Consider the following 18,194-nt stretch of genomic DNA (forward strand, 5'->3'; position numbering starts at 1 on the left):
TATTTACCTCTGCAACTACCTTTTAGGCAGGTTGAAAAGCGGCGAAAGCCGCCTTTCAAGCCAACAGAAACGTAAAGGATGTCCCCGGTTTCGTTTGTAAAGGATGTATCCGTTTCTACACCGCGATGGCGAAGTATCAGTCAACATCGTTGGCGACTGATACACCGCCATCGCGGGCAAGCCCGCTCCCACAGGGAATGATGGTGATAGTTGACCCATATCAAGAGTCGATTCCCTGCGTAGCGGCACAATAATGGCACCTTGCCAAAACTGTTTCCGCTATCAGAGAAGACCTCCATGGGTGCCTGGCTTAGCAACATCTCGCTGAAATACAAATTCTGGGCGGTCAACGCCGTCGCCTTCGTCACCACCCTGATGCTCGTGCTGTACGCCGTGCAGCTTGAACAACAGGCTCGCAGCCACGCCTCCCAGGTGTCGGCCCAGGCCCAGGCGCGCTTGCTCGGCGCCTGGCCTGCCGGGCAACCGCTGCCGAAGGCCGATAACCTGCTGACGTTCAGTCACGGACAGGCACCGTTGCTCAACGGCCAACCGGTGCTTGAACTGACCGATAGCAACGGTTGGGTCGAGATCAATGCCATGCCGCTGTTCGGTGACAACCTGTTGATGGGGGCCGAAGTATTCACTCGCACCGACGGCCAGCAGGTTGCTGTGGTTGCGTACAACCCGAGCCTGGCCCAAGTGTTCGGCGAGCGATTCGGCAATTATGCCGTGGCGGTGGCGATCCTCATGCTGGCGGTGCTGGGTGCTTCGCAACTGTTGATCCGCTTCCTGCTCCGCCCGCTCAATACTTTGAAAGACGTGATGCTTCACGTCGAGAAAACCGGCGACCTCTCGGCCCGTGTCCCGCTGGCCTGCTCCGATGAAGTCGGGCAGATGGCCACCGCCTTCAACGCGATGCAGACCGGTTATCAACGGGTGGTGAACACCGTGGCCAGCACCGCCCGGCAACTGGATGTCGGCGCGGCGCGGCTGGCGTCGAGCATGAACGAGGTGCGCCACGGCATGCTCGGCCAGCAAAGCGAAACCGATCAGGCGGCCACAGCGATCAATGAGATGACCGCCACCGTCTACCACATCGCCCAACACGCTGGCGCCACCCGCGATCTTTCGCAAACCGCCGACACCCTGGCCGGCAGCGGGCAGGAAGTGGTCAGTCGGGTGCAAAAGTCGATTGCCGGGTTGTCCTCCGGCGTGCAGCAGACCGCCGAGATGATTCAGCGCCTGGCCGAAGACAGTCAGAAGATCAACGGCGTGGTCAGCGTGATTCACAGCATCGCCGAGCAGACCAATCTGCTGGCACTGAACGCAGCGATTGAAGCGGCCCGCGCGGGTGAAATGGGTCGTGGGTTTGCGGTGGTCGCCGATGAGGTGCGCAACCTGGCCAAGCGTGTACAAACGTCTACCGATGAGATCACGATCATGGTGTCCGCGTTGCAGGCCGGGACTCGGGATGCCGTGGACTTTATGCAAGAGAGCTCGATCAAGGCTGACGATTGCGTGCAGCAGGCGCAAGAGGCCGGCGCAGCGCTGGCGGAAATCACCAGCGCAGTGGCGCAGATGCGCGAAAGCAATACGCAGATCGCGGTGGCGGCCGAGCAGCAGAGCCATGTCGCGGAAGAGATGAATCGGGCGGTGGTGAGCATTCGCGACGTCACCGAGAATACCGTGCAGCAGACCGTGGATTCGGCGACCACCAGCAATGAGTTGGCGGCGTTGGCTGGGGAATTGAGCAAGGCCATCGGGCAGCTCAAGCTGTGACGGCCCCTTCGCGGGCAAGCCCGCTCCCACAGGATTAGCGCTGTTTCAAAATTTGCGCATTACCTGTGGGAGCGGGCTTGCCCGCGAAGGCGTCAGCCCGGTCGACATCAATATTGACCATGACCCCTATCGCGCCAATAGCCAACCTTGATTCGCCCCCCGCATTGTCCGCGCCTATTCTTCAATCATGTGTTCAACATGGATCGAGGATTAGCATCATGGGCAAACGTCACCCCAACCTTCCCGCCTGGCAATGGCGTGCCTACCCGAACAATCACCAGCACCCGACCAACCTGGTGTTGCACCTGATTGCCGTGCCGCTGTTCATCGTGGCGTTTCTGCTGATTGTTTCCGGGGTGTTTGGCCTGAGCTTTGCGAATATCGCCATCGGCGTCATCGGCCTGCTCGCGGCGCTGGGCCTGCAGCGCCACGGTCACAGCCTGGAGGCGCAAGCCTCCGAGCCGTTCAGTGATCGCAAAGATGCCGTGTCGCGCCTGCTGGTCGAGCAGTTCCTGACCTTCCCACGGTTTTTCCTGAGTGGTGGTTGGTGGCGCGCCTGGCGTGAGCGCCACCGTCGGCACTGATCAGGCGAAAATCGTCACCGTCTGCCGGCTCATGGCAATCAATCGACCGTCCGCGTCCCACAACTTCGCGGCCGCATGACCATAGCCGTCGGCAGCATGGTCGATGTCGACGAGGTATTTACACCAGTCCAGCGTACTCAGTTGCAGTAACGGCTGGACGAATTCGATGGTCCAGGTCAGCGTGCTGCCCATTGCCGGTTTGTTCAGGTGTGGCAACAGGGCCGGCGGCCACGCGTCCACCAGCGCCAGAATGTGCGATTCGCTGACGGCCTCCTCCTTCACATCCCCACGCAAGCGCACCCAACCGCCCATCTCTCGGGATTTGTTGCCAGTAAACGGCAGGCCGCCGACACTCCAGCGCATCGCCAGGTGGCGCATGAATTCCGGGGTTACGCCTTTGATGTAAGGCAGTTCCTGGCAGTCATCCCAGTGCTTCATCTCGGGGGCTGGCTCGGCGGTGACCGCCACTTCGGACGGACGCGAAGCACCGAAGCTGCCCTGGATCAATGTCACCACTTGGCCCTTCTGCACCGCCCGGCCCAGTACCTGGCTGACGGCCTTGCCTTCACGCAACACATCGACTTCAAAGCTGACCGGGACTTCGGGCTCGACCGGCCCGACAAAGGTGATCGCCAGCGAACGCACCGGCCGATCCGCCGGAACCTTCGCGCGCATGGCTTCGTATTGCAACGCGGCCACCAGGCCACCAAAACTGGCCCGCCCCTGCGCCCATTCGGCCGGGATAGACAGCTCCAGCGGCTGGCTGCGGACGGCGTCGAGCAGATCGGAAAAGCGCATGGGAACCTCAAAAGCAGGAAAAGAATGAAGGGATCTTAACCAGCCTGTAATGACAGCACAGTGCCTATTTCGGCCAAATTGACTGACAGAAGGGCCGCGTTCGGTTCGAACACTCATTCTCTATCCAACACAAAACCAATGTGGGAGCGGGCTTGCCCGCGAAGAGGCCTGTACATTCAACATTGATGTCGACTGTCAGACCGCTATCGCGGGCAAGCCCGCTCCCACAGGGATATGCGGTGTTCTCAGGATTTGAAGCAAGTGTCGCTGAGTTTGTCGAGGACGCGATCGGCGCGGGCTTCGGCCTTGGCCATGGTGGTTTTCCAGACCGCGACACAGGGCTGCAAATCCGCTTCCTCTTCGGCCCTGGCCAGCCATTGCCAGCTGTCATGCCAATCGCCCAAAGCGCCCTGGGCCGATTTGAGTCTGGGCAGCGCCGGCTTGGGTAAACGATCGAGTTCAGGGTAGGCCTCGATGCCATAACGCACTCGCTTGATTAACAAGCGCAAGCGATGACGATCATGGGCAGGGTCGTGCAAGGCCTCATCGAGTTTCTTCCATTGTTTGCCCAGGCGCTTTTCGATGCGTTTACGCAGTCCTTTGAGTAAACCCTGACGCTGGGAGGCGCGCAGAAAACGCGGAAAGGCGTCGAGGATCATCAGCAACTGCGCCAGCTCCGGACTCGCCGCTACCGCCGGGTACGCCTCAGCCATCTGCACCATGCGCCGGTGCGCCGCCTCGGGTTGACCGTGCTGGAGCAAGTACGCCGCCAGCACTTCACGATCGCGCAGCGGCGTGGTCAGGTCGCCGACCCGGGACGCCGCCACTTCCAGCTGTTCGACGCCCGGCAAGCCGCGCAAGGGCCGCAACAGACTGCGCATACGGCGAACCGTCGTACGCAAATCATGCAAGGCTTCAGGGTCGGTGCGGGCACTCAAGCGTGCCTGACAGGCCAGCAGACGAACTTCCAGGCCCAGGACATGAGCCACCAACCGATCAACCAAGGCAGTCATTGCTTGCTCCCTGAATCGAGTTTCCCCTATTCCCTACATCATGCCTCAACGGCCGGCGCGCGACTCACGAATATAGAAGCGTGCCTTCTCGGCTTTCTTGGTGCAGCCTTCGAAGCCTTCGAATTGCTGCTGGGTCTTGGCCGCAGTCAACAGCGACAGGGCCTTGGAGTAGCTGACGGTCCCGGCGAAACCCTCGGCCTTGGCCAGGTCCAGCTCATGCCACGCGGCATCGAGCCCGCTACCGCAGCTGTCACGATAAGCGGTTTTGCCGGCACAACCGGCAAGTGCCAGGGCAATCAATGGCACACAGATCCAGGCTTTCATCACTCACACCTCAAAAATAGGACAACAGTCGTGCAGGTAAGACGGTCCGCCACGTGAAAAGTGCCTTGGCCCCGACTCGGAAACTATAGCGCTCGCGAGAATACCCATCTGCCGCCATGGAGTGTCGAAAAAACGACGCCCTCCCCCCACCGAGCGACCTTAGCGATTGAAGCGCGCCCCTTGATGGGTGCATTGTTGAACCTTGTCAGACGAGGGCGATTCATGAAAAAGCGTGTCGCACTGGTACTGGGCTCTGGCGGGGCCCGGGGCTATGCCCATATCGGGGTCATTGAAGAGATCGAGCGGCGTGGCTACGACATTGCCTGCATTGCCGGTTGTTCCATGGGCGCGGTGGTCGGCGGGATCTACGCCGCCGGTAAACTCGATGATTATCGCGACTGGATCGAGAGCCTGGACTACCTCGACGTCCTGCGCCTGGTGGACGTCAGTTTTCGTCTGGGCGCGATTCGCGGGGAGAAGGTCTTCGGGCAGATCCGCAAGATCGTCGGCGAGATCAATATCGAAGACCTGCGCATCCCCTACACGGCGGTGGCCACCGACCTGACCAACCAGCAGGAAATCTGGTTCCAGGAAGGCTGCCTGCACCAGGCCATGCGCGCCTCGGCGGCGATCCCCAGCCTGTTTACCCCGGTGATGCAGGGCAATCGCATGCTGGTCGACGGCGGCATCCTCAACCCTTTACCGATCGTGCCCGTGGTGTCGAGTCACTGCGACCTGATCATCGCAGTCAACCTCAACTCCACCAACCAGCGTCACTATCAATTGCCAGTGATCCAGCGCCCGGCGGCGTTCAAGAGCCGCTTTGACAGCCTGATCAATTCGCTGGGTTCGAAATTGCCGTTCCGCCGTAAACAGGCGGAACAATTGCTACTGCTGGAAAAGGAAGCGTTGATGGCCGAGGCAGCCGACATCAACCCCTGGGTCGAATCCGCCGAACCCGAAGCCCAGCAACCGGCAGCCGCGCCTGAACGCGACGGCGCGCCGAAGTCCGCCACGGGTTCGTTCATCATCGACAACGTCGGGCCGGCATCTTTACTGGACTTGATCAACCAGAGTTTCGAGGTGATGCAGACGTCGTTGGCGCAGTACAAGATTGCCGGGTATCCGCCGGATATCCTGATCAACGTGCCGAAGCGGGTGTGCCGGTTTTTCGAGTTCTACAAGGCGCCGGAGCTGATCGCGCTGGGGCGGGAGATTGCGCGGGATACCTTGGATCGCTATGAAAATGAACGGGATTCCTGAAGGTCTCGGGTGAATTCGAGGGCCCCATCGCGGGCAAGCCTCGCTCCCACAGGATTAGTGTCGTTCATAAATGTTGTGATCACCTCAAAACCTGTGGGAGCCGGGCTTGCCCGCGATGGGGCCCGATCACTCACCACAAAACCTAAAGACCACCCTCACTCAACAACCGATACCCAACCCCCGCTTCAGTCACGATAAACCGCGGCTGGGTCGGATCATCCACCAGTTTCTGGCGCAAATGCCCAACCACAATCCGCAGATAATGACTGTCTTCGGTATGAGTCGGCCCCCAGATGTCCTTGAGCAGTTGCTGCTGGGTAATGACCCTTCCCGGATGCCGCGCCAGTTGCGCCAGCACCGCGTACTCCTTGCGGGTCAACGCGACTTCAGCGCCATCGAGCAGCACCCGGCGATAGGCCAGGTCCACCGTCAATGGCCCGAACGTCAGCGCCGCTTGCTGGGCTTCACCGGCCGGGGCCTGACGCAGCAACGCTCGTACCCGGGCGAGAAATTCCTGAATGCCGAACGGCTTGGTCACGTAGTCGTTGGCGCCGCCGTCCAGTGCTTCGACTTTCTGTCCTTCACTGGCACGCACCGAAAGCACCAGCACCGGCACCGTCGACCATTCGCGAAACTCGCGCAGCACTTGTTGGCCGTCCATGTCCGGCAGGCCAAGATCGAGCACCAGCAGGTCCGGTTTGTTCAGCGCGGCCTGCGCCAGGCCTTCGGTGCCGGTGCCGGCCTCCAGCACTTTGTAGCCCTGGGAAACGAGGCTGATGCGCAGGAACTTGCGGATCTGCGGTTCGTCGTCGATGACCAAAATGGTCGCGGTCTGGCTCATGAATTCACATCAACAAAATGAGTGGCAAGAGAGTAGCGCAAGTGCGTTCAGGCTTCACTTTCGGCTTTTAATTTTCAAAGGCCGGTTGTTCCTGCAACGGCAAGTGCAACGTGATGCAGGTGCCGCGCCCTTCGATGCCATCGGCAACGCTGATCCGCCCGCCATGGGCGCCGACCATGCCCTGACAAATCGCCAACCCCAACCCCGTGCCCTGCCCGCCACGATCACCGCGCGCGGCGGTGTAGAACATATCAAAAATCTTCGCCCGCTCCTCCTCCGGAATCCCCGGCCCTTCATCGCTCACCGAGAAAAACAGCTCAGTGTCATCAGCCCCGGCACGCAATTGCAGACGACCGTGAGTCGGTGAAAATCGCGCCGCGTTCTCCAGCACGTTGACCAGCGCCTGCTCAATCAGAGCGGCATGGACGTAAAGCAGCGGCAACTCGGGCGGCACTTCGGTGCTCACCTGCAACGGCGCCAGCACGGCGCGCAGGCGATTGAGCGAACTGCCGACAATGTCGGCCGGCGACACCCAGTCCCGCGCCAGCTTCAGGGCACCGTGACCGAGGCGGGTCATGTCCAGCAGGGTCTGAATGTAGCGATCGAGGCGCTCGGCTTCATCGCGCGTGCCCTCGAGCAGCTCACGACGATCCTCCCGCGGAATGGCTTCGCCGCGGGCCAACAGGCTGTCGATGCTGGCGCGCATGGACGTCAGCGGCGCGCGCAAATCGTGGGACACCGAAGCCAGCAAGGCGCTGCGCAGTTGCTCGGTTTCGCCGTGCAGCCGCGCTGCTTCAAGGTCTTCGGCCAATTGCGCGCGGGCCAGCGCCTGGGCCAGCGGCTGGCTCAACGCGGTCAGCAAACGGCGGCGCTGGCCGCTCAAGGTCTGACCCTCTTTGGCCCACCCGCCGCGCAACGCCAGCGGCCCGTCTTCCACCGACAACGGCCACCACCACCAGCGCCCGAACGGCAACGTGCCGGTGCCCGCGCCCGCCGGTTGATCGTGTTGCCAAGCCCAATCGGCGGCGGCGCGTTCGGCTTCGGAGAACTCCAGCGGGCCACCGGTTTCGACTTTCCAGCCGCCCTGATTATCGCGATTGAGCAGGCACAGTTGCAGATCGCTCCAGCCGTTGAGGTGCTGGGCGGCGGCGCTGACCACGGCCTGACGGTCAGTGGCGGCGGTGAGTTTGCGCGACAGGTCGAGCAGTTCGGGGGTTTCTTCCTGGGTGTCGCGCAACGCCTGCAATTGCCGCCGTTGCCGCGCCGCGAGGTTGCCGGTGAGGGCTGCCATCAGCAGGAAGAACAGCAAGGTCAGCACGTCTTCTTCACGCTGGATGCTGAAGGAGAAATTCGGCGGAATGAACAGAAAGTCATAGGTCAAAAACGACAGCGCCGCACAGGCCAGCGCCGGGCCGAGGCTGCTGCGCACCGCCACCAGCAACACGGCGGCGAGGAACACCAGCGAGATGTTCGGCAACGGCAAGACACTCGCCACCGCCCAGGCCAGCGCACTGGCGAGCACCGTCGCGACCAGCGCCAGTGCGTAGTCGAACCAGACCAACGAATGCGCCGCGCGTTGCCGTGGCGGTTGCTGTTCGTGGTCGCTGTCGATGACGTTGATTTCCAGCCCGCGCGCATTACGCAGCAAGCGTGACGCCAGTCCGCCACCAAACAATCGCCGACGCAAACGCTGCCGTGACTGACCGACCAACACCAGGCTGGCACGGCGTTCGGCGGCGTGCTGGATCAGGGTTTTCGCCACTTCGCCGGCCCGCAGCAACACCACTTCGCCGCCCAGACGCTCGGCCAGTTGCTGGGCACTTTGCAGGCGCAGGCGCGATTGCTCGTCGCGCACGCTGCCGTTGTCGACATGCACCAGGCTCCACGGCAGATGCCGACGCTGGGCGACGCGGCTGGCATGCCGCACCAGCCGCTCGGCCTGCGCATCGCCGTCGACACCGACCAGCAAGCGACCGCGCACGGCCGGCGCATCCTGGCCGAGCTGGCGATAACCCTGGGCCAAATCGTTATCGACCTGGGCTGCGGCGGTTTGCATCGCCAGTTCGCGCAGCGCGGTGAGGTTGGTCTGGGTGAAGAACGCGTCGATGGCCGCCCGCGCCTGCTCCGGCACGTAGACCTTGCCGTCACGCAGACGCTCAAGCAGTTCACGCGGTGGCAGGTCGACCAGCAGCAGTTCATAGGCCTCTTGCAGCACCCAGTCCGGCAGGGTTTCACGGACCTGCACGCCGGTGATGCCGCGCACTTGGTCGTTGAGGCTTTCCAGGTGCTGGACGTTGACCGTGGTGAAAACGTCGATGCCGGCGGAGAGCAGTTCCTGAATGTCTTGCCAGCGTTTGGCGTGACGGCTGCCGGGGGCGTTAGTGTGGGCCAGTTCGTCTACCAGCACCAGTTTCGGCTTGGCCGCGAGCAGGCCGTCGAGGTCCATTTCTTCGAGCATCACGCCACGGTATTCCGAGCGCACCAACGGTTGCTGCGGCAAGCCGCCGAGCAGCGCTTCGGTTTCGGCGCGGCCGTGGGTCTCGACCACACCGGCAATGATTTTCACGCCCTGGCGCAGTTGGGTGTGGGCCGCTTGCAGCATGGCGTAGGTCTTGCCGACACCGGGCGCCGCGCCGAGGAAAACCTTGAGCCGGCCACGGCCATCGCGGGGCAGGTCTGCTAACAGCGCGTCGGCGCGGCCGGAGTCACTCATGCTTGAAGCTCTCTTTTATTCAGGTCGTGATGAGGTGTCTGTTCTGCCGTCATCGCGGGCAAGCCCGCTCCCACAGTAGGCGGTGTCGGACACACAATGGTTGACCACCCTGGAACGCTGTGGGAGCGGGCTTGCCCGCGATTGGCGGCGCCACCGATCTACAGGTTTTCCAGCGCGATGTTCAGCGCCAGCACGTTCACCACCGGTGGCCCCACCAGCGGTTGCTCGATGTGCGCGTCCAGCAACTGCTGAAGCGTAGACACCGGCAGATTGCGCGCCGCCGCAACTCGCGCCAGTTGATAGGCAATCGCGGCCGGTGGCAAGTGTGGATCGAGGCCGCTGCCGGAGGTGGTCAGCATTGCCAACGGCACGGCCCCCTGACCTGGCACCAACAGTTTGTTGGCATCGTCGATCACCCGAGTGGCCAAGGCCGGGTTGCTGGGCGAGAGGTTGCTGGCGCTGCTCGACACGGTGGCGAAAGCGCCGGCCGATGGCCGTGGGTGGAACCAGGCGTCACCGACGAAATCCTGGGCAATCAGCGACGAGCCACGGACCTTGCCGTCAGCGTCGTGTACGAGGCTGCCATTGGCCTGGTCCGGGAAGGCGACTTGGGCCACACCGGTGACCACCAAGGGGTAGGCGACGCCGGTGATGAGGGTCATCAGCACTAACAGGCTCAGGGCCGGACGTATCATTGTGGACATTTCAAACTCCTCGAATTCGGATAAAGACCTGTAGGAGCGAGCTTGCTCGCGATGGACTTGAAAGCGCCGCGTTGTGTCAGAGAGGGCGCGTTATCGTTAACCACCATCGCGAGCAAGCTCGCTCCTACAGGGGGATTGGCTTACACCAGGTGCAACGCCGTCAGCAGCATGTCGATCGCCTTGATCCCCACGAACGGCACCACAATCCCGCCCAGCCCATCGATCAGCAGATTGCGTCGCAGCACCGCCGCCGCGCTCGCCGCTTGCACCCGAACGCCACGCAATGCCAACGGAATCAGCACCACAATGATCAACGCGTTGAACACGATCGCCGAGAGAATCGCGCTCTGCGGACTGTTCAGGTGCATAACGTTGAGCACGCCCAGTTGCGGGTAGATCGAGGCGAATAGCGCCGGCAGAATCGCGAAGTATTTGGCCACGTCGTTGGCGATGGAAAACGTCGTCAGCGCACCGCGAGTCACCAGCAATTCCTTGCCGATCTGCACCACGTCCAGCAGCTTGGTCGGGTCGCTGTCGAGGTCGACCATGTTCGCCGCCTCGCGCGCCGCTTGCGTGCCGTCGTTCATCGCCATGCCGACGTCGGCCTGGGCCAGAGCCGGGGCGTCGTTGGCGCCGTCGCCGCACATGGCGACCAGGCGACCGTCGTTCTGCTCGTGACGAATGCGCGCCAGTTTTTTCTCCGGCGTGGCTTCGGCCAGCACGTCATCAACGCCCGCCTCGGCAGCAATCGCCGCAGCGGTCAGCGGGTTGTCGCCGGTGACCATGACCGTGCGAATCCCCAGTTTGCGCAGCTCGGCGAAACGCTCGCGGATGCCAGGCTTGACCACGTCCTTGAGGTGGATCGCGCCGAGCAATTTACCGTCGACGCAGACCAGCAACGGTGTGCCGCCGCTCTGGGCAATCTTGTCGATTTCACGGGACAGAGAAGCGGCCAGATCAGCGCGTTTCAGGCCGACGAAACCCAGCAACGAATCCACCGCGCCCTTGCGATACACACGGCCCTGATAGTCGACACCGGACAAACGAGTCTCGGCGCTGAACGGCACGGCAGTCAGCAGCTCGGTGGCTGGCTCAGGTTGTGGGTGAATCCCGCGCAGGTATTCAACAAGGGACTTGCCTTCAGCCGTGTCATCCGCCAGCGAGGCGAACAATGCGCCCTCGGCCAGTTCCTTGGCAGTGACGCCAGGTGCCGCATGAACTGCGGTGCAACGACGGTTACCGAAGGTGATGGTGCCGGTCTTGTCCAGCAGCAGGACGTGTACGTCGCCTGCGGCTTCCACGGCGCGGCCGGATTTGGCGATCACATTCAGGCGCACCAGACGGGCCATCCCGGCGATACCGATGGCCGACAACAAGCCGCAGATGGTGGGCGGAATCAACGTGACCAATAACGCCACCAGGAACACCAGCGGCAGGCTGCCGTTGGCGAAGTGGGCGAACGGTTGCAGGGTGACGACCACCAGCAGGAAGATCAGCGTCAGACCGATCAGCAAGATGTCGAGCGCCACTTCGTTCGGGGTTTTCTGGCGTTTGGCGCCTTCAACCAGGGCGATCATACGGTCCAGTGTCGATTCGCCAGGGTTGGCGGTAATGCGCACCAGCAACCAGTCGGACACCAGGCGGGTGTTGCCGGTGACGGCCGAACGATCGCCGCCGGACTCACGAATCACCGGCGCGGATTCACCGGTAATCGCCGCTTCGTTGACCGCCGCGATGCCTTCGATCACTTCGCCGTCACCGGGGATCATTTCCCCGGCTTCAACGCGCACCACGTCACCCTTGCGCAGGCTGGTGGCGGGCACCACTTGAAAGACGCCGTTGCTGGTTTTGCGTCGGGCGCTCAAGCCTTCGCTGCCGGCCTTGAGGCTGTCGGCGCGGGCCTTGCCGCGACCTTCAGCCAGCGCTTCGGCGAAGTTGGCGAACAACACGGTGAACCACAGCCACAGGGCGATTTGCGCCGCGACGAAGGTCGGCACTGCGGTGTCGGGAATGAAGCACAGCACGGTGGTCAGGATCGCGGTCAGTTCGACCACCAGCATCACCGGCGCACGCTGCAATTGCCGTGGGTCGAGCTTGACGAAGGCTTGCACCAGCGCCGGCCGCCACAGGGCCGAGATCGCGGTTTTCGGTTGCTCCGGCGCCTTGACGGCGGCGGTTTTAGTAACGGGCATATTCATCATTGACTCCTTAGAAGCCCATGCTCAGGTGTTCAGCGATTGGGCCCAAAGCCAGGGTCGGCAGGAAGGTCAAACCACCCACCAGCAAAATGGTCACGGTCAGCAAGGTCACGAACAGCGGACCGTGGGTCGGGAAGCTGTTCTGGCCAATCGGTGCGGTCTTCTTCATCGCCAGGCTGCCGGCCAATGCCAGTACCGGGAGGATGTAACCAAAGCGCCCGATCAACATGCCCAAGCCCAGCATCAGGTTATGGAACGCGGTGTTGGCACCGAAGCCGCCGAACGCCGAGCCGTTGTTGGCACTGGCCGAGGTGTAGGCAGAGGGCAACTGGCTGAAACCGGGGGCGCCGGGGTTGCTCACCGCCGCTACCGGGCCGGGCAGGCTCGCGGCAATTGCGCCGAGCACCAGTACGCCGACCGGCATCACCAGCAAGGTCACCCCCAACAACTGCACTTCCTTGGCCTGCAATTTCTTGCCGAGGTCTTCCGGGGTGCGGCCGCTCATCAGGCCGGCGAGGAACACCGCGATCAACACGTTGAGCAACATGCCGTAGAGCCCGGCACCGACGCCGCCGAAGATCACTTCGCCGACCATCATGTTGACCAGCGCGACCATGCCGGTCAGCGGGTTGAGGCTGTCGTGCATGGCGTTGACCGAACCGTTGGACGCCGCCGTGGTAGTCACCGACCACAGCACAGTGGCGGTGGTGCCGAAACGCGCTTCCTTGCCTTCCAGCGGCGCGGTCTGTTCGACGGCGACGTTGTTCAGGGTCGGGTTCGGTTGGTATTCAGCCCACAGCGAGGTGGCGCCGCCGATCAGGAACAGCGCGAACATGCAGGCGACAATCGCGCGGCTCTGACGCAGGTCTTTCACGTAGTGGCCGAAGGTGAATACCAGCGCGACCGGGATCAGGATGATCGAAGCCATCTCGAACAGGTTGCTCCAGGCGGTCGGGGTCTCGAACGGGTGCGCCGAGTTGACGCCGAAGAAGCCACCACCGTTGGTGCCCAGTTGCTTGATCGCTATCTGGCTGGCGGCCGGGCCGAGCGGGATCACCTGATCGACGCCTTGCATGGTCACGGCATTCACGTACTGCGCGAAGGTTTGCGGCACGCCCTGCCAGACCAGGTACAGCGCCAGCAACAGGCACAGTGGCAGCAAGCCGTAGAGGGTCGCGCGGGTCATGTCGACCCAGAAGTTGCCAAGGGTCTTGGTCGATTTGCGACCGATACCGCGGCACAAAGCAACCAGCACGGCGAGGCCGGTGGCGGCGCTGACGAAGTTCTGCACGGTGAGGCCGACCATCTGACTGAGGTAGCTCAGCGATGCTTCACCGCTATAGGCCTGCCAGTTGGTGTTGGTCATGAAACTGATGGCGGTGTTGAACGCCAGCGTCCACTCCTGACCCGGCAGGTTTTGCGGGTTCAAAGGCAAGTGGTCCTGGAACAACAGGATCGCGAACAACAGCAGGAAGCCTGCGAGGTTGAAGGCGAGCAAGGCCAGGGTGTATTTCTGCCAGCTCTGTTCGACCTGCGGATCAACGCCGGCCACTCGATAACACCCGCGCTCCACCGGTCCGAGGATCGGTGTCAGCCAGGTGCGTTGCCCCTCCATGACCTTGTAGTAGAAACGCCCCAGAAACGGTGCCGGTATCAGCACCACGGCGAAGAAGGCCAGGATCAGCCAATAGTCATAACTGTGCATAGCCGCTCCTAGTTCCGGTCCGCGCGCAACAGCGCAACCAACAGATAAATGAACAGCCCCACTGCCAGCAGCAGTGACACCCCGTCCAGAACGCTCATGGAAGTTCTCCGTATTACGGCGTATTGCCGCGTGTGGAGTCATTGTCGTCAGGGAGGCTGTAAAGGAACGAGACCGAGGGTGTTGGCTGTGCATAAAGAAAGCGTAAAGAGTGGGTTTATGCTGGCGTTACAGCGGTGTCTCCGACAAGCTACAAAGCAGTAGCGCTACTTACAGGAAAAAGGCTGGCCAACATGCGTAACCCCGTTCAGCGGTACTCAAGCAACCTGCAATGGTGCCGTCGTGGCCAGGATGGCCGCGACCCCGGCGCCATCCACTCCCAGGAGCTGCTCGCATGATCAAAGGCATCGTTTTGGCGGGAGGCTCGGGCACACGCCTGCATCCGATCACGCTCGGGGTGTCCAAACAGCTGTTGCCGGTCTACGACAAACCGATGATTTACTATCCGATATCGGTCCTGATGCAGGCCGGCATCAAGGACATTCTGCTGATCTCTACTCCGCAGGATTTGCCTCAGTACCGCAATCTGCTAAGTGATGGCAGCCAGTTCGGGGTGAATTTCAGCTATGCCGAGCAGGCGTCCCCGGATGGCCTGGCCCAGGCTTTTCTGATTGGCGAGACGTTCATTGGCAATGATCCTGTGTGCCTGATTCTCGGCGATAACATCTTCCATGGTCAGCACTTTGACGAACAGTTGCAGAAAGCGGCAAAACGCTCGTCTGGCGCTACGGTGTTCGGCTACTGGGTCAAAGAACCCGAGCGCTTCGGCGTGATTGAATTCGACAGCGATGGCCGCACCCTGTCGATCGAAGAAAAGCCTGAAAAACCGAAATCCAGTTACGTCGTCACCGGCCTGTATTTCTACGACAACGATGTGGTCGAGATCGCCAAGGCGGTAAAGCCTTCGGCCCGTGGCGAACTGGAAATCACCGACGTCAACAACGCGTACCTCAAACGCGGCGATCTGCAGGTCGAGCGCTTCGGCCGCGGTTTCGCCTGGCTCGATACCGGCACCCACGACAGCTTGCTCGAAGCCTCCCAGTACGTGCAGACCATCGAACACCGCCAAGGCTTGAAAGTCGCCTGCCTTGAAGAGATCGCATATGAAAATGACTGGATCAACCGCGAACAACTGTTGGAGCGTGCCCGCTACTTCGGCAAGACCGGTTACGGCCAGTACCTCGCCAAGTTGGCCGGGGAAGAACAATGAACGGGATTGAAACCGGTAAAGCCAAAGTGGCTGACCTGTTCCCATGAGAATTCTCATCAGCGGCCAGCAGGGTCAGGTCTCACGTGAGTTGCAGCGTCGGCTGGGCGTTGTCGGCGAATTAATCGTACTGGGCCGTGATCAGCTTGATCTGATGCAGCCGGATCAGATTCGCCAACACGTACAAGACATCCGTCCCGATTTGATCATCAACGCCGCGGCCTATACCGCGGTCGATCTGGCTGAAAGCGAGCCGCGAACAGCGTTTGCCATTAACGCTGTGGCCCCAGGTATCTTTGCCGAGGAAGCGCTGGCACTCGGCATCCCGCTGATTCATTACTCCACCGATTATGTATTCGACGGTATGAAGGTCGGCCCCTACGACGAAGACGACACGCCAAACCCGCTCGGGGTTTACGGCAAGAGCAAACTGGCGGGTGAACGGGCCATCACTGATGTGCAAGGCAAACATCTTATCCTGCGTACCAGCTGGGTCTATTCGACCCATGGCCGCAATTTTCTGCTGACGATGCAACGCTTGCTGCAAGAGAAACCAGAGTTACGTGTTGTCGCCGATCAGATCGGGGCGCCTACCTGGGCAGGCACCATCGCCAACAGTACCCTGGCCCTGATCGAACGCTGGCATTCGAGTGATACCCTCACCTGGGGGACTTATCACCTGACCACTCAAGGCAAAACCTCCTGGTTTGGCTTCGCCCAGGCCATCGGCGAAGCGTTACGGCTACAGGGAAAGCCTTGCGCGAATCTGCTGCCTATCCCTTCCAGCGACTATCCAACCCCCGCCGCCCGACCACTCAATTCATGCCTGGATTGCAGTCGCCTGCAACGTGATTGGGGTGTCAGCCAACCGGACTGGCAAACCGCGCTTCGCGAGTGTCTCGCCGAACAAACCTGACCATAAACGGCGATTCCTTGTAGGAGCGCGGCTTGCCCGCGAAGACGGCAGAACAGTCACCCACGCCCCCAACTGGCGCACAAAAAGCGCACATCCAGCAGCGATCATCCCCGATACGACAGCTTTCAGCGCTTTACGACGCGCATTCCCAAAATGGCACGCCCGCTGCACACGCCCTCCCCCGAGCTTTCCAAACCGTTCAGGGAGCAAACGCATGAACACACAACTCAAACCCACGCTGGGTACGCTGCACCTGTGGGGCATTGCGGTCGGGCTGGTGATTTCCGGTGAATACTTCGGCTGGAGTTACGGCTGGGGCGTGGCCGGCACGCTCGGTTTTCTGGTGACGTCGTTTATGGTCGCCACGATGTACACCTGCTTCATCTTCAGTTTCACCGAGCTGACCACCGCGATTCCCCATGCCGGCGGTCCCTTTGCCTACAGCCGCCGCGCCTTTGGCGAGAAAGGCGGCTTGATCGCAGGTCTGGCGACCCTGATCGAATTCGTCTTCGCCCCACCAGCGATTGCACTGGCCATCGGTGCCTACCTGAACGTGCAGTTTCCAGCGCTCGACCCCAAACACGCAGCGGTCGGCGCGTACATCGTGTTCATGGGCCTGAACATCCTCGGGGTGAAACTGGCGGCGACCTTCGAACTGGTGGTCTGTGTGCTGGCGGTTGCCGAGTTGTTGGTATTCATGGGGGTGGTCGCCCCGGCGTTCAGCTTCAGCAACTTTGCCCTCAATGGCTGGGCCGGTTCCGACGTGTTCGGCGCGCCGGCGATTGCCGGGATGTTCGCGGCGATCCCGTTTGCCATCTGGTTCTTCCTGGCCATCGAAGGTGCAGCCATGGCGGCCGAAGAAGCCAAGGACCCGAAACGCACGATTCCCAAGGCCTACATCAGCGGCATCCTGACCCTGGTGGTGCTGGCGATGGGCGTGATGTTCTTTGCCGGTGGCGTCGGCGATTGGCGCACCCTGTCGAACATCAACGATCCGCTGCCGCAAGCCATGAAAACCGTGGTCGGCGAAAGCTCCGGCTGGTTGCACATGTTGGTGTGGATCGGTCTGTTCGGCCTGGTTGCGAGTTTCCACGGGATCATCCTCGGCTACTCGCGGCAGTTCTTCGCCCTCGCGCGGGCCGGTTACCTGCCGGCATCCCTGGCCAAACTGTCGCGCTTCCAGACGCCGCACCGGGCAATCATCGCCGGCGGAGTGATCGGCATCGCCGCCATCTACAGCGACGGCTTGATCAATCTGGGCGGGATGACGCTGACCGCGGCGATGATCACCATGGCGGTGTTCGGCGCGATCGTGATGTACATCATGAGCATGCTCAGCCTGTTCAAACTGCGTAAAACCGAACCGAACCTGGAACGCACCTTCCGCGCGCCGTGCTATCCGTTGGTGCCGCTGATTGCGCTGGTGCTGGCGGTGGTCTGCCTGGTAGCCATGGCCTGGTTCAACACGTTGATCGGGGTGATCTTCCTCGGTTTCATGGCCGTCGGTTTCGTGTACTTCATGCTGACCGCGCAATTGCGTGCCGATGCGCCGGCGGATGCGATGTTGACCGGGCTCTGACAATAACCGCGAGAGCACATCCCCTGTAGGAGCTGGCGAAGGCTGCGATCTTTTGATCTTTAACGATGCGACTTACGCCAAAGTCAAAAGATCGCAGCCTTCGGCAGCTCCTACAGGGAATGTGCGAGGCAGGGGGGCGTAACAGGCATAGAATGGAACCACTGCGAAATCCAATCGCTCAAAGTGGTATGCACGATCGATTGGCGAAACCCGCCAATCGGCCTGCCCTCAAGGAGAGCCTTATGCCCTGGTATGCCTGGTTGATTCTGGTCGTTGCAATCGGCTCGATCGTTGGCGGTTTGATGATGTTGCGTGACACCGCCACCAAGGTCGATCTGACCGAAGAGCAACGTAAACGCGTCGCCGAACGCAATGCGGAAATGGATGCCAAGGAAGCTCAGGACCGCTAAAACAACGCCGTTTGAACGGTGCCGAACGTCAATTTGTAGCAGCTGGCGAAGCCTGCGTTCGGCTGCGCAGCAGTCGTAAAGTCAGCGAATGCGGTGAATCAGG

Annotated in this window: 16 protein-coding genes; 7 read left to right on the forward strand and 9 right to left on the reverse strand. The window is 61.5% G+C overall.

Annotated elements, in window-relative coordinates:
- Positions 1-297: 297 nt before the first annotated feature.
- On the forward strand, positions 298-1,779 hold the full coding sequence (locus tag AEQ67_RS26690; protein ID WP_059406766.1) for a methyl-accepting chemotaxis protein: 1,482 nt from the start codon (positions 298-300) through the stop codon (positions 1,777-1,779).
- Positions 1,780-1,997: 218 nt separating this feature from the next.
- Positions 1,998-2,363: an Mpo1-like protein gene (locus AEQ67_RS26695; protein ID WP_059406767.1), complete on the forward strand. Its 366-nt coding sequence runs from the start codon at positions 1,998-2,000 to the stop codon at positions 2,361-2,363.
- On the opposite strand, the gene AEQ67_RS26700 is transcribed toward AEQ67_RS26695, so the two are convergent.
- From AEQ67_RS26700 to AEQ67_RS26710, 3 genes are all read right to left on the reverse strand, one after another.
- Positions 2,364-3,161, reverse strand: a complete 798-nt coding sequence (locus AEQ67_RS26700; RefSeq protein ID WP_059406768.1) for an acyl-CoA thioesterase — start codon at positions 3,159-3,161, stop codon at positions 2,364-2,366.
- Between the two features lie 245 nt (positions 3,162-3,406).
- A complete protein-coding gene (locus AEQ67_RS26705) occupies positions 3,407-4,174 on the reverse strand; it encodes a CHAD domain-containing protein (protein WP_059406769.1) in 768 nt (255 codons plus the stop codon).
- Between the two features lie 45 nt (positions 4,175-4,219).
- Positions 4,220-4,498, reverse strand: coding sequence for a hypothetical protein (locus tag AEQ67_RS26710; protein WP_010461623.1), 279 nt, complete (start codon positions 4,496-4,498; stop codon positions 4,220-4,222).
- A 222-nt stretch (positions 4,499-4,720) separates the two neighbouring features.
- Here AEQ67_RS26710 and AEQ67_RS26715 point away from each other — a divergent pair, with 222 nt between their 5' ends.
- The gene (locus AEQ67_RS26715) at positions 4,721-5,761 is read left to right on the forward strand and encodes a patatin-like phospholipase family protein (protein ID WP_059406770.1); all 1,041 of its coding nucleotides are present in this window, start codon (positions 4,721-4,723) and stop codon (positions 5,759-5,761) included.
- Positions 5,762-5,903: 142 nt separating this feature from the next.
- Here the strand turns inward: AEQ67_RS26715 and AEQ67_RS26720 are convergent, their stop codons facing one another.
- The 6 genes from AEQ67_RS26720 to kdpF form a co-directional block, all read right to left on the reverse strand.
- A complete protein-coding gene (locus AEQ67_RS26720) occupies positions 5,904-6,602 on the reverse strand; it encodes a response regulator (protein ID WP_059406771.1) in 699 nt (232 codons plus the stop codon).
- A gap of 67 nt (positions 6,603-6,669) precedes the next feature.
- Positions 6,670-9,315 (reverse strand): sensor histidine kinase, encoded by a 2,646-nt coding sequence (locus AEQ67_RS26725; RefSeq protein ID WP_059406772.1) that lies wholly within the window; start codon positions 9,313-9,315, stop codon positions 6,670-6,672.
- A 158-nt stretch (positions 9,316-9,473) separates the two neighbouring features.
- Positions 9,474-10,019 carry a potassium-transporting ATPase subunit KdpC gene (gene kdpC, locus AEQ67_RS26730; protein WP_059406773.1) on the reverse strand — a complete coding sequence of 182 codons (546 nt, stop codon included), beginning with the start codon at positions 10,017-10,019 and terminating at the stop codon, positions 9,474-9,476.
- A gap of 140 nt (positions 10,020-10,159) precedes the next feature.
- Positions 10,160-12,217, reverse strand: a complete 2,058-nt coding sequence (kdpB, locus tag AEQ67_RS26735) for a potassium-transporting ATPase subunit KdpB (protein ID WP_059406774.1) — start codon at positions 12,215-12,217, stop codon at positions 10,160-10,162.
- A 10-nt stretch (positions 12,218-12,227) separates the two neighbouring features.
- Positions 12,228-13,922 carry a potassium-transporting ATPase subunit KdpA gene (kdpA, locus tag AEQ67_RS26740; protein WP_059406775.1) on the reverse strand — a complete coding sequence of 565 codons (1,695 nt, stop codon included), beginning with the start codon at positions 13,920-13,922 and terminating at the stop codon, positions 12,228-12,230.
- A gap of 8 nt (positions 13,923-13,930) precedes the next feature.
- Positions 13,931-14,020: a K(+)-transporting ATPase subunit F gene (kdpF, locus tag AEQ67_RS26745; protein ID WP_007899818.1), complete on the reverse strand. Its 90-nt coding sequence runs from the start codon at positions 14,018-14,020 to the stop codon at positions 13,931-13,933.
- Positions 14,021-14,313: 293 nt separating this feature from the next.
- Between kdpF and rfbA the strand changes: the two genes are divergently transcribed.
- From rfbA to AEQ67_RS34330, 4 genes are all read left to right on the forward strand, one after another.
- Positions 14,314-15,189, forward strand: coding sequence for a glucose-1-phosphate thymidylyltransferase RfbA (gene rfbA, locus AEQ67_RS26750; protein WP_059406776.1), 876 nt, complete (start codon positions 14,314-14,316; stop codon positions 15,187-15,189).
- A 43-nt stretch (positions 15,190-15,232) separates the two neighbouring features.
- Positions 15,233-16,102, forward strand: a complete 870-nt coding sequence (gene rfbD / locus AEQ67_RS26755; RefSeq protein ID WP_059406777.1) for a dTDP-4-dehydrorhamnose reductase — start codon at positions 15,233-15,235, stop codon at positions 16,100-16,102.
- Between the two features lie 214 nt (positions 16,103-16,316).
- On the forward strand, positions 16,317-17,681 hold the full coding sequence (eat, locus tag AEQ67_RS26760; protein ID WP_059406778.1) for an ethanolamine permease: 1,365 nt from the start codon (positions 16,317-16,319) through the stop codon (positions 17,679-17,681).
- 242 nt (positions 17,682-17,923) lie between these two features.
- A complete protein-coding gene (locus AEQ67_RS34330) occupies positions 17,924-18,091 on the forward strand; it encodes a DUF2897 family protein (RefSeq protein WP_081744012.1) in 168 nt (55 codons plus the stop codon).
- The last annotated feature ends 103 nt before the right edge of the window (positions 18,092-18,194 follow it).

Source organism: Pseudomonas sp. RIT-PI-q (assembly GCF_001297125.1).
Taxonomy (GTDB): domain Bacteria; phylum Pseudomonadota; class Gammaproteobacteria; order Pseudomonadales; family Pseudomonadaceae; genus Aquipseudomonas.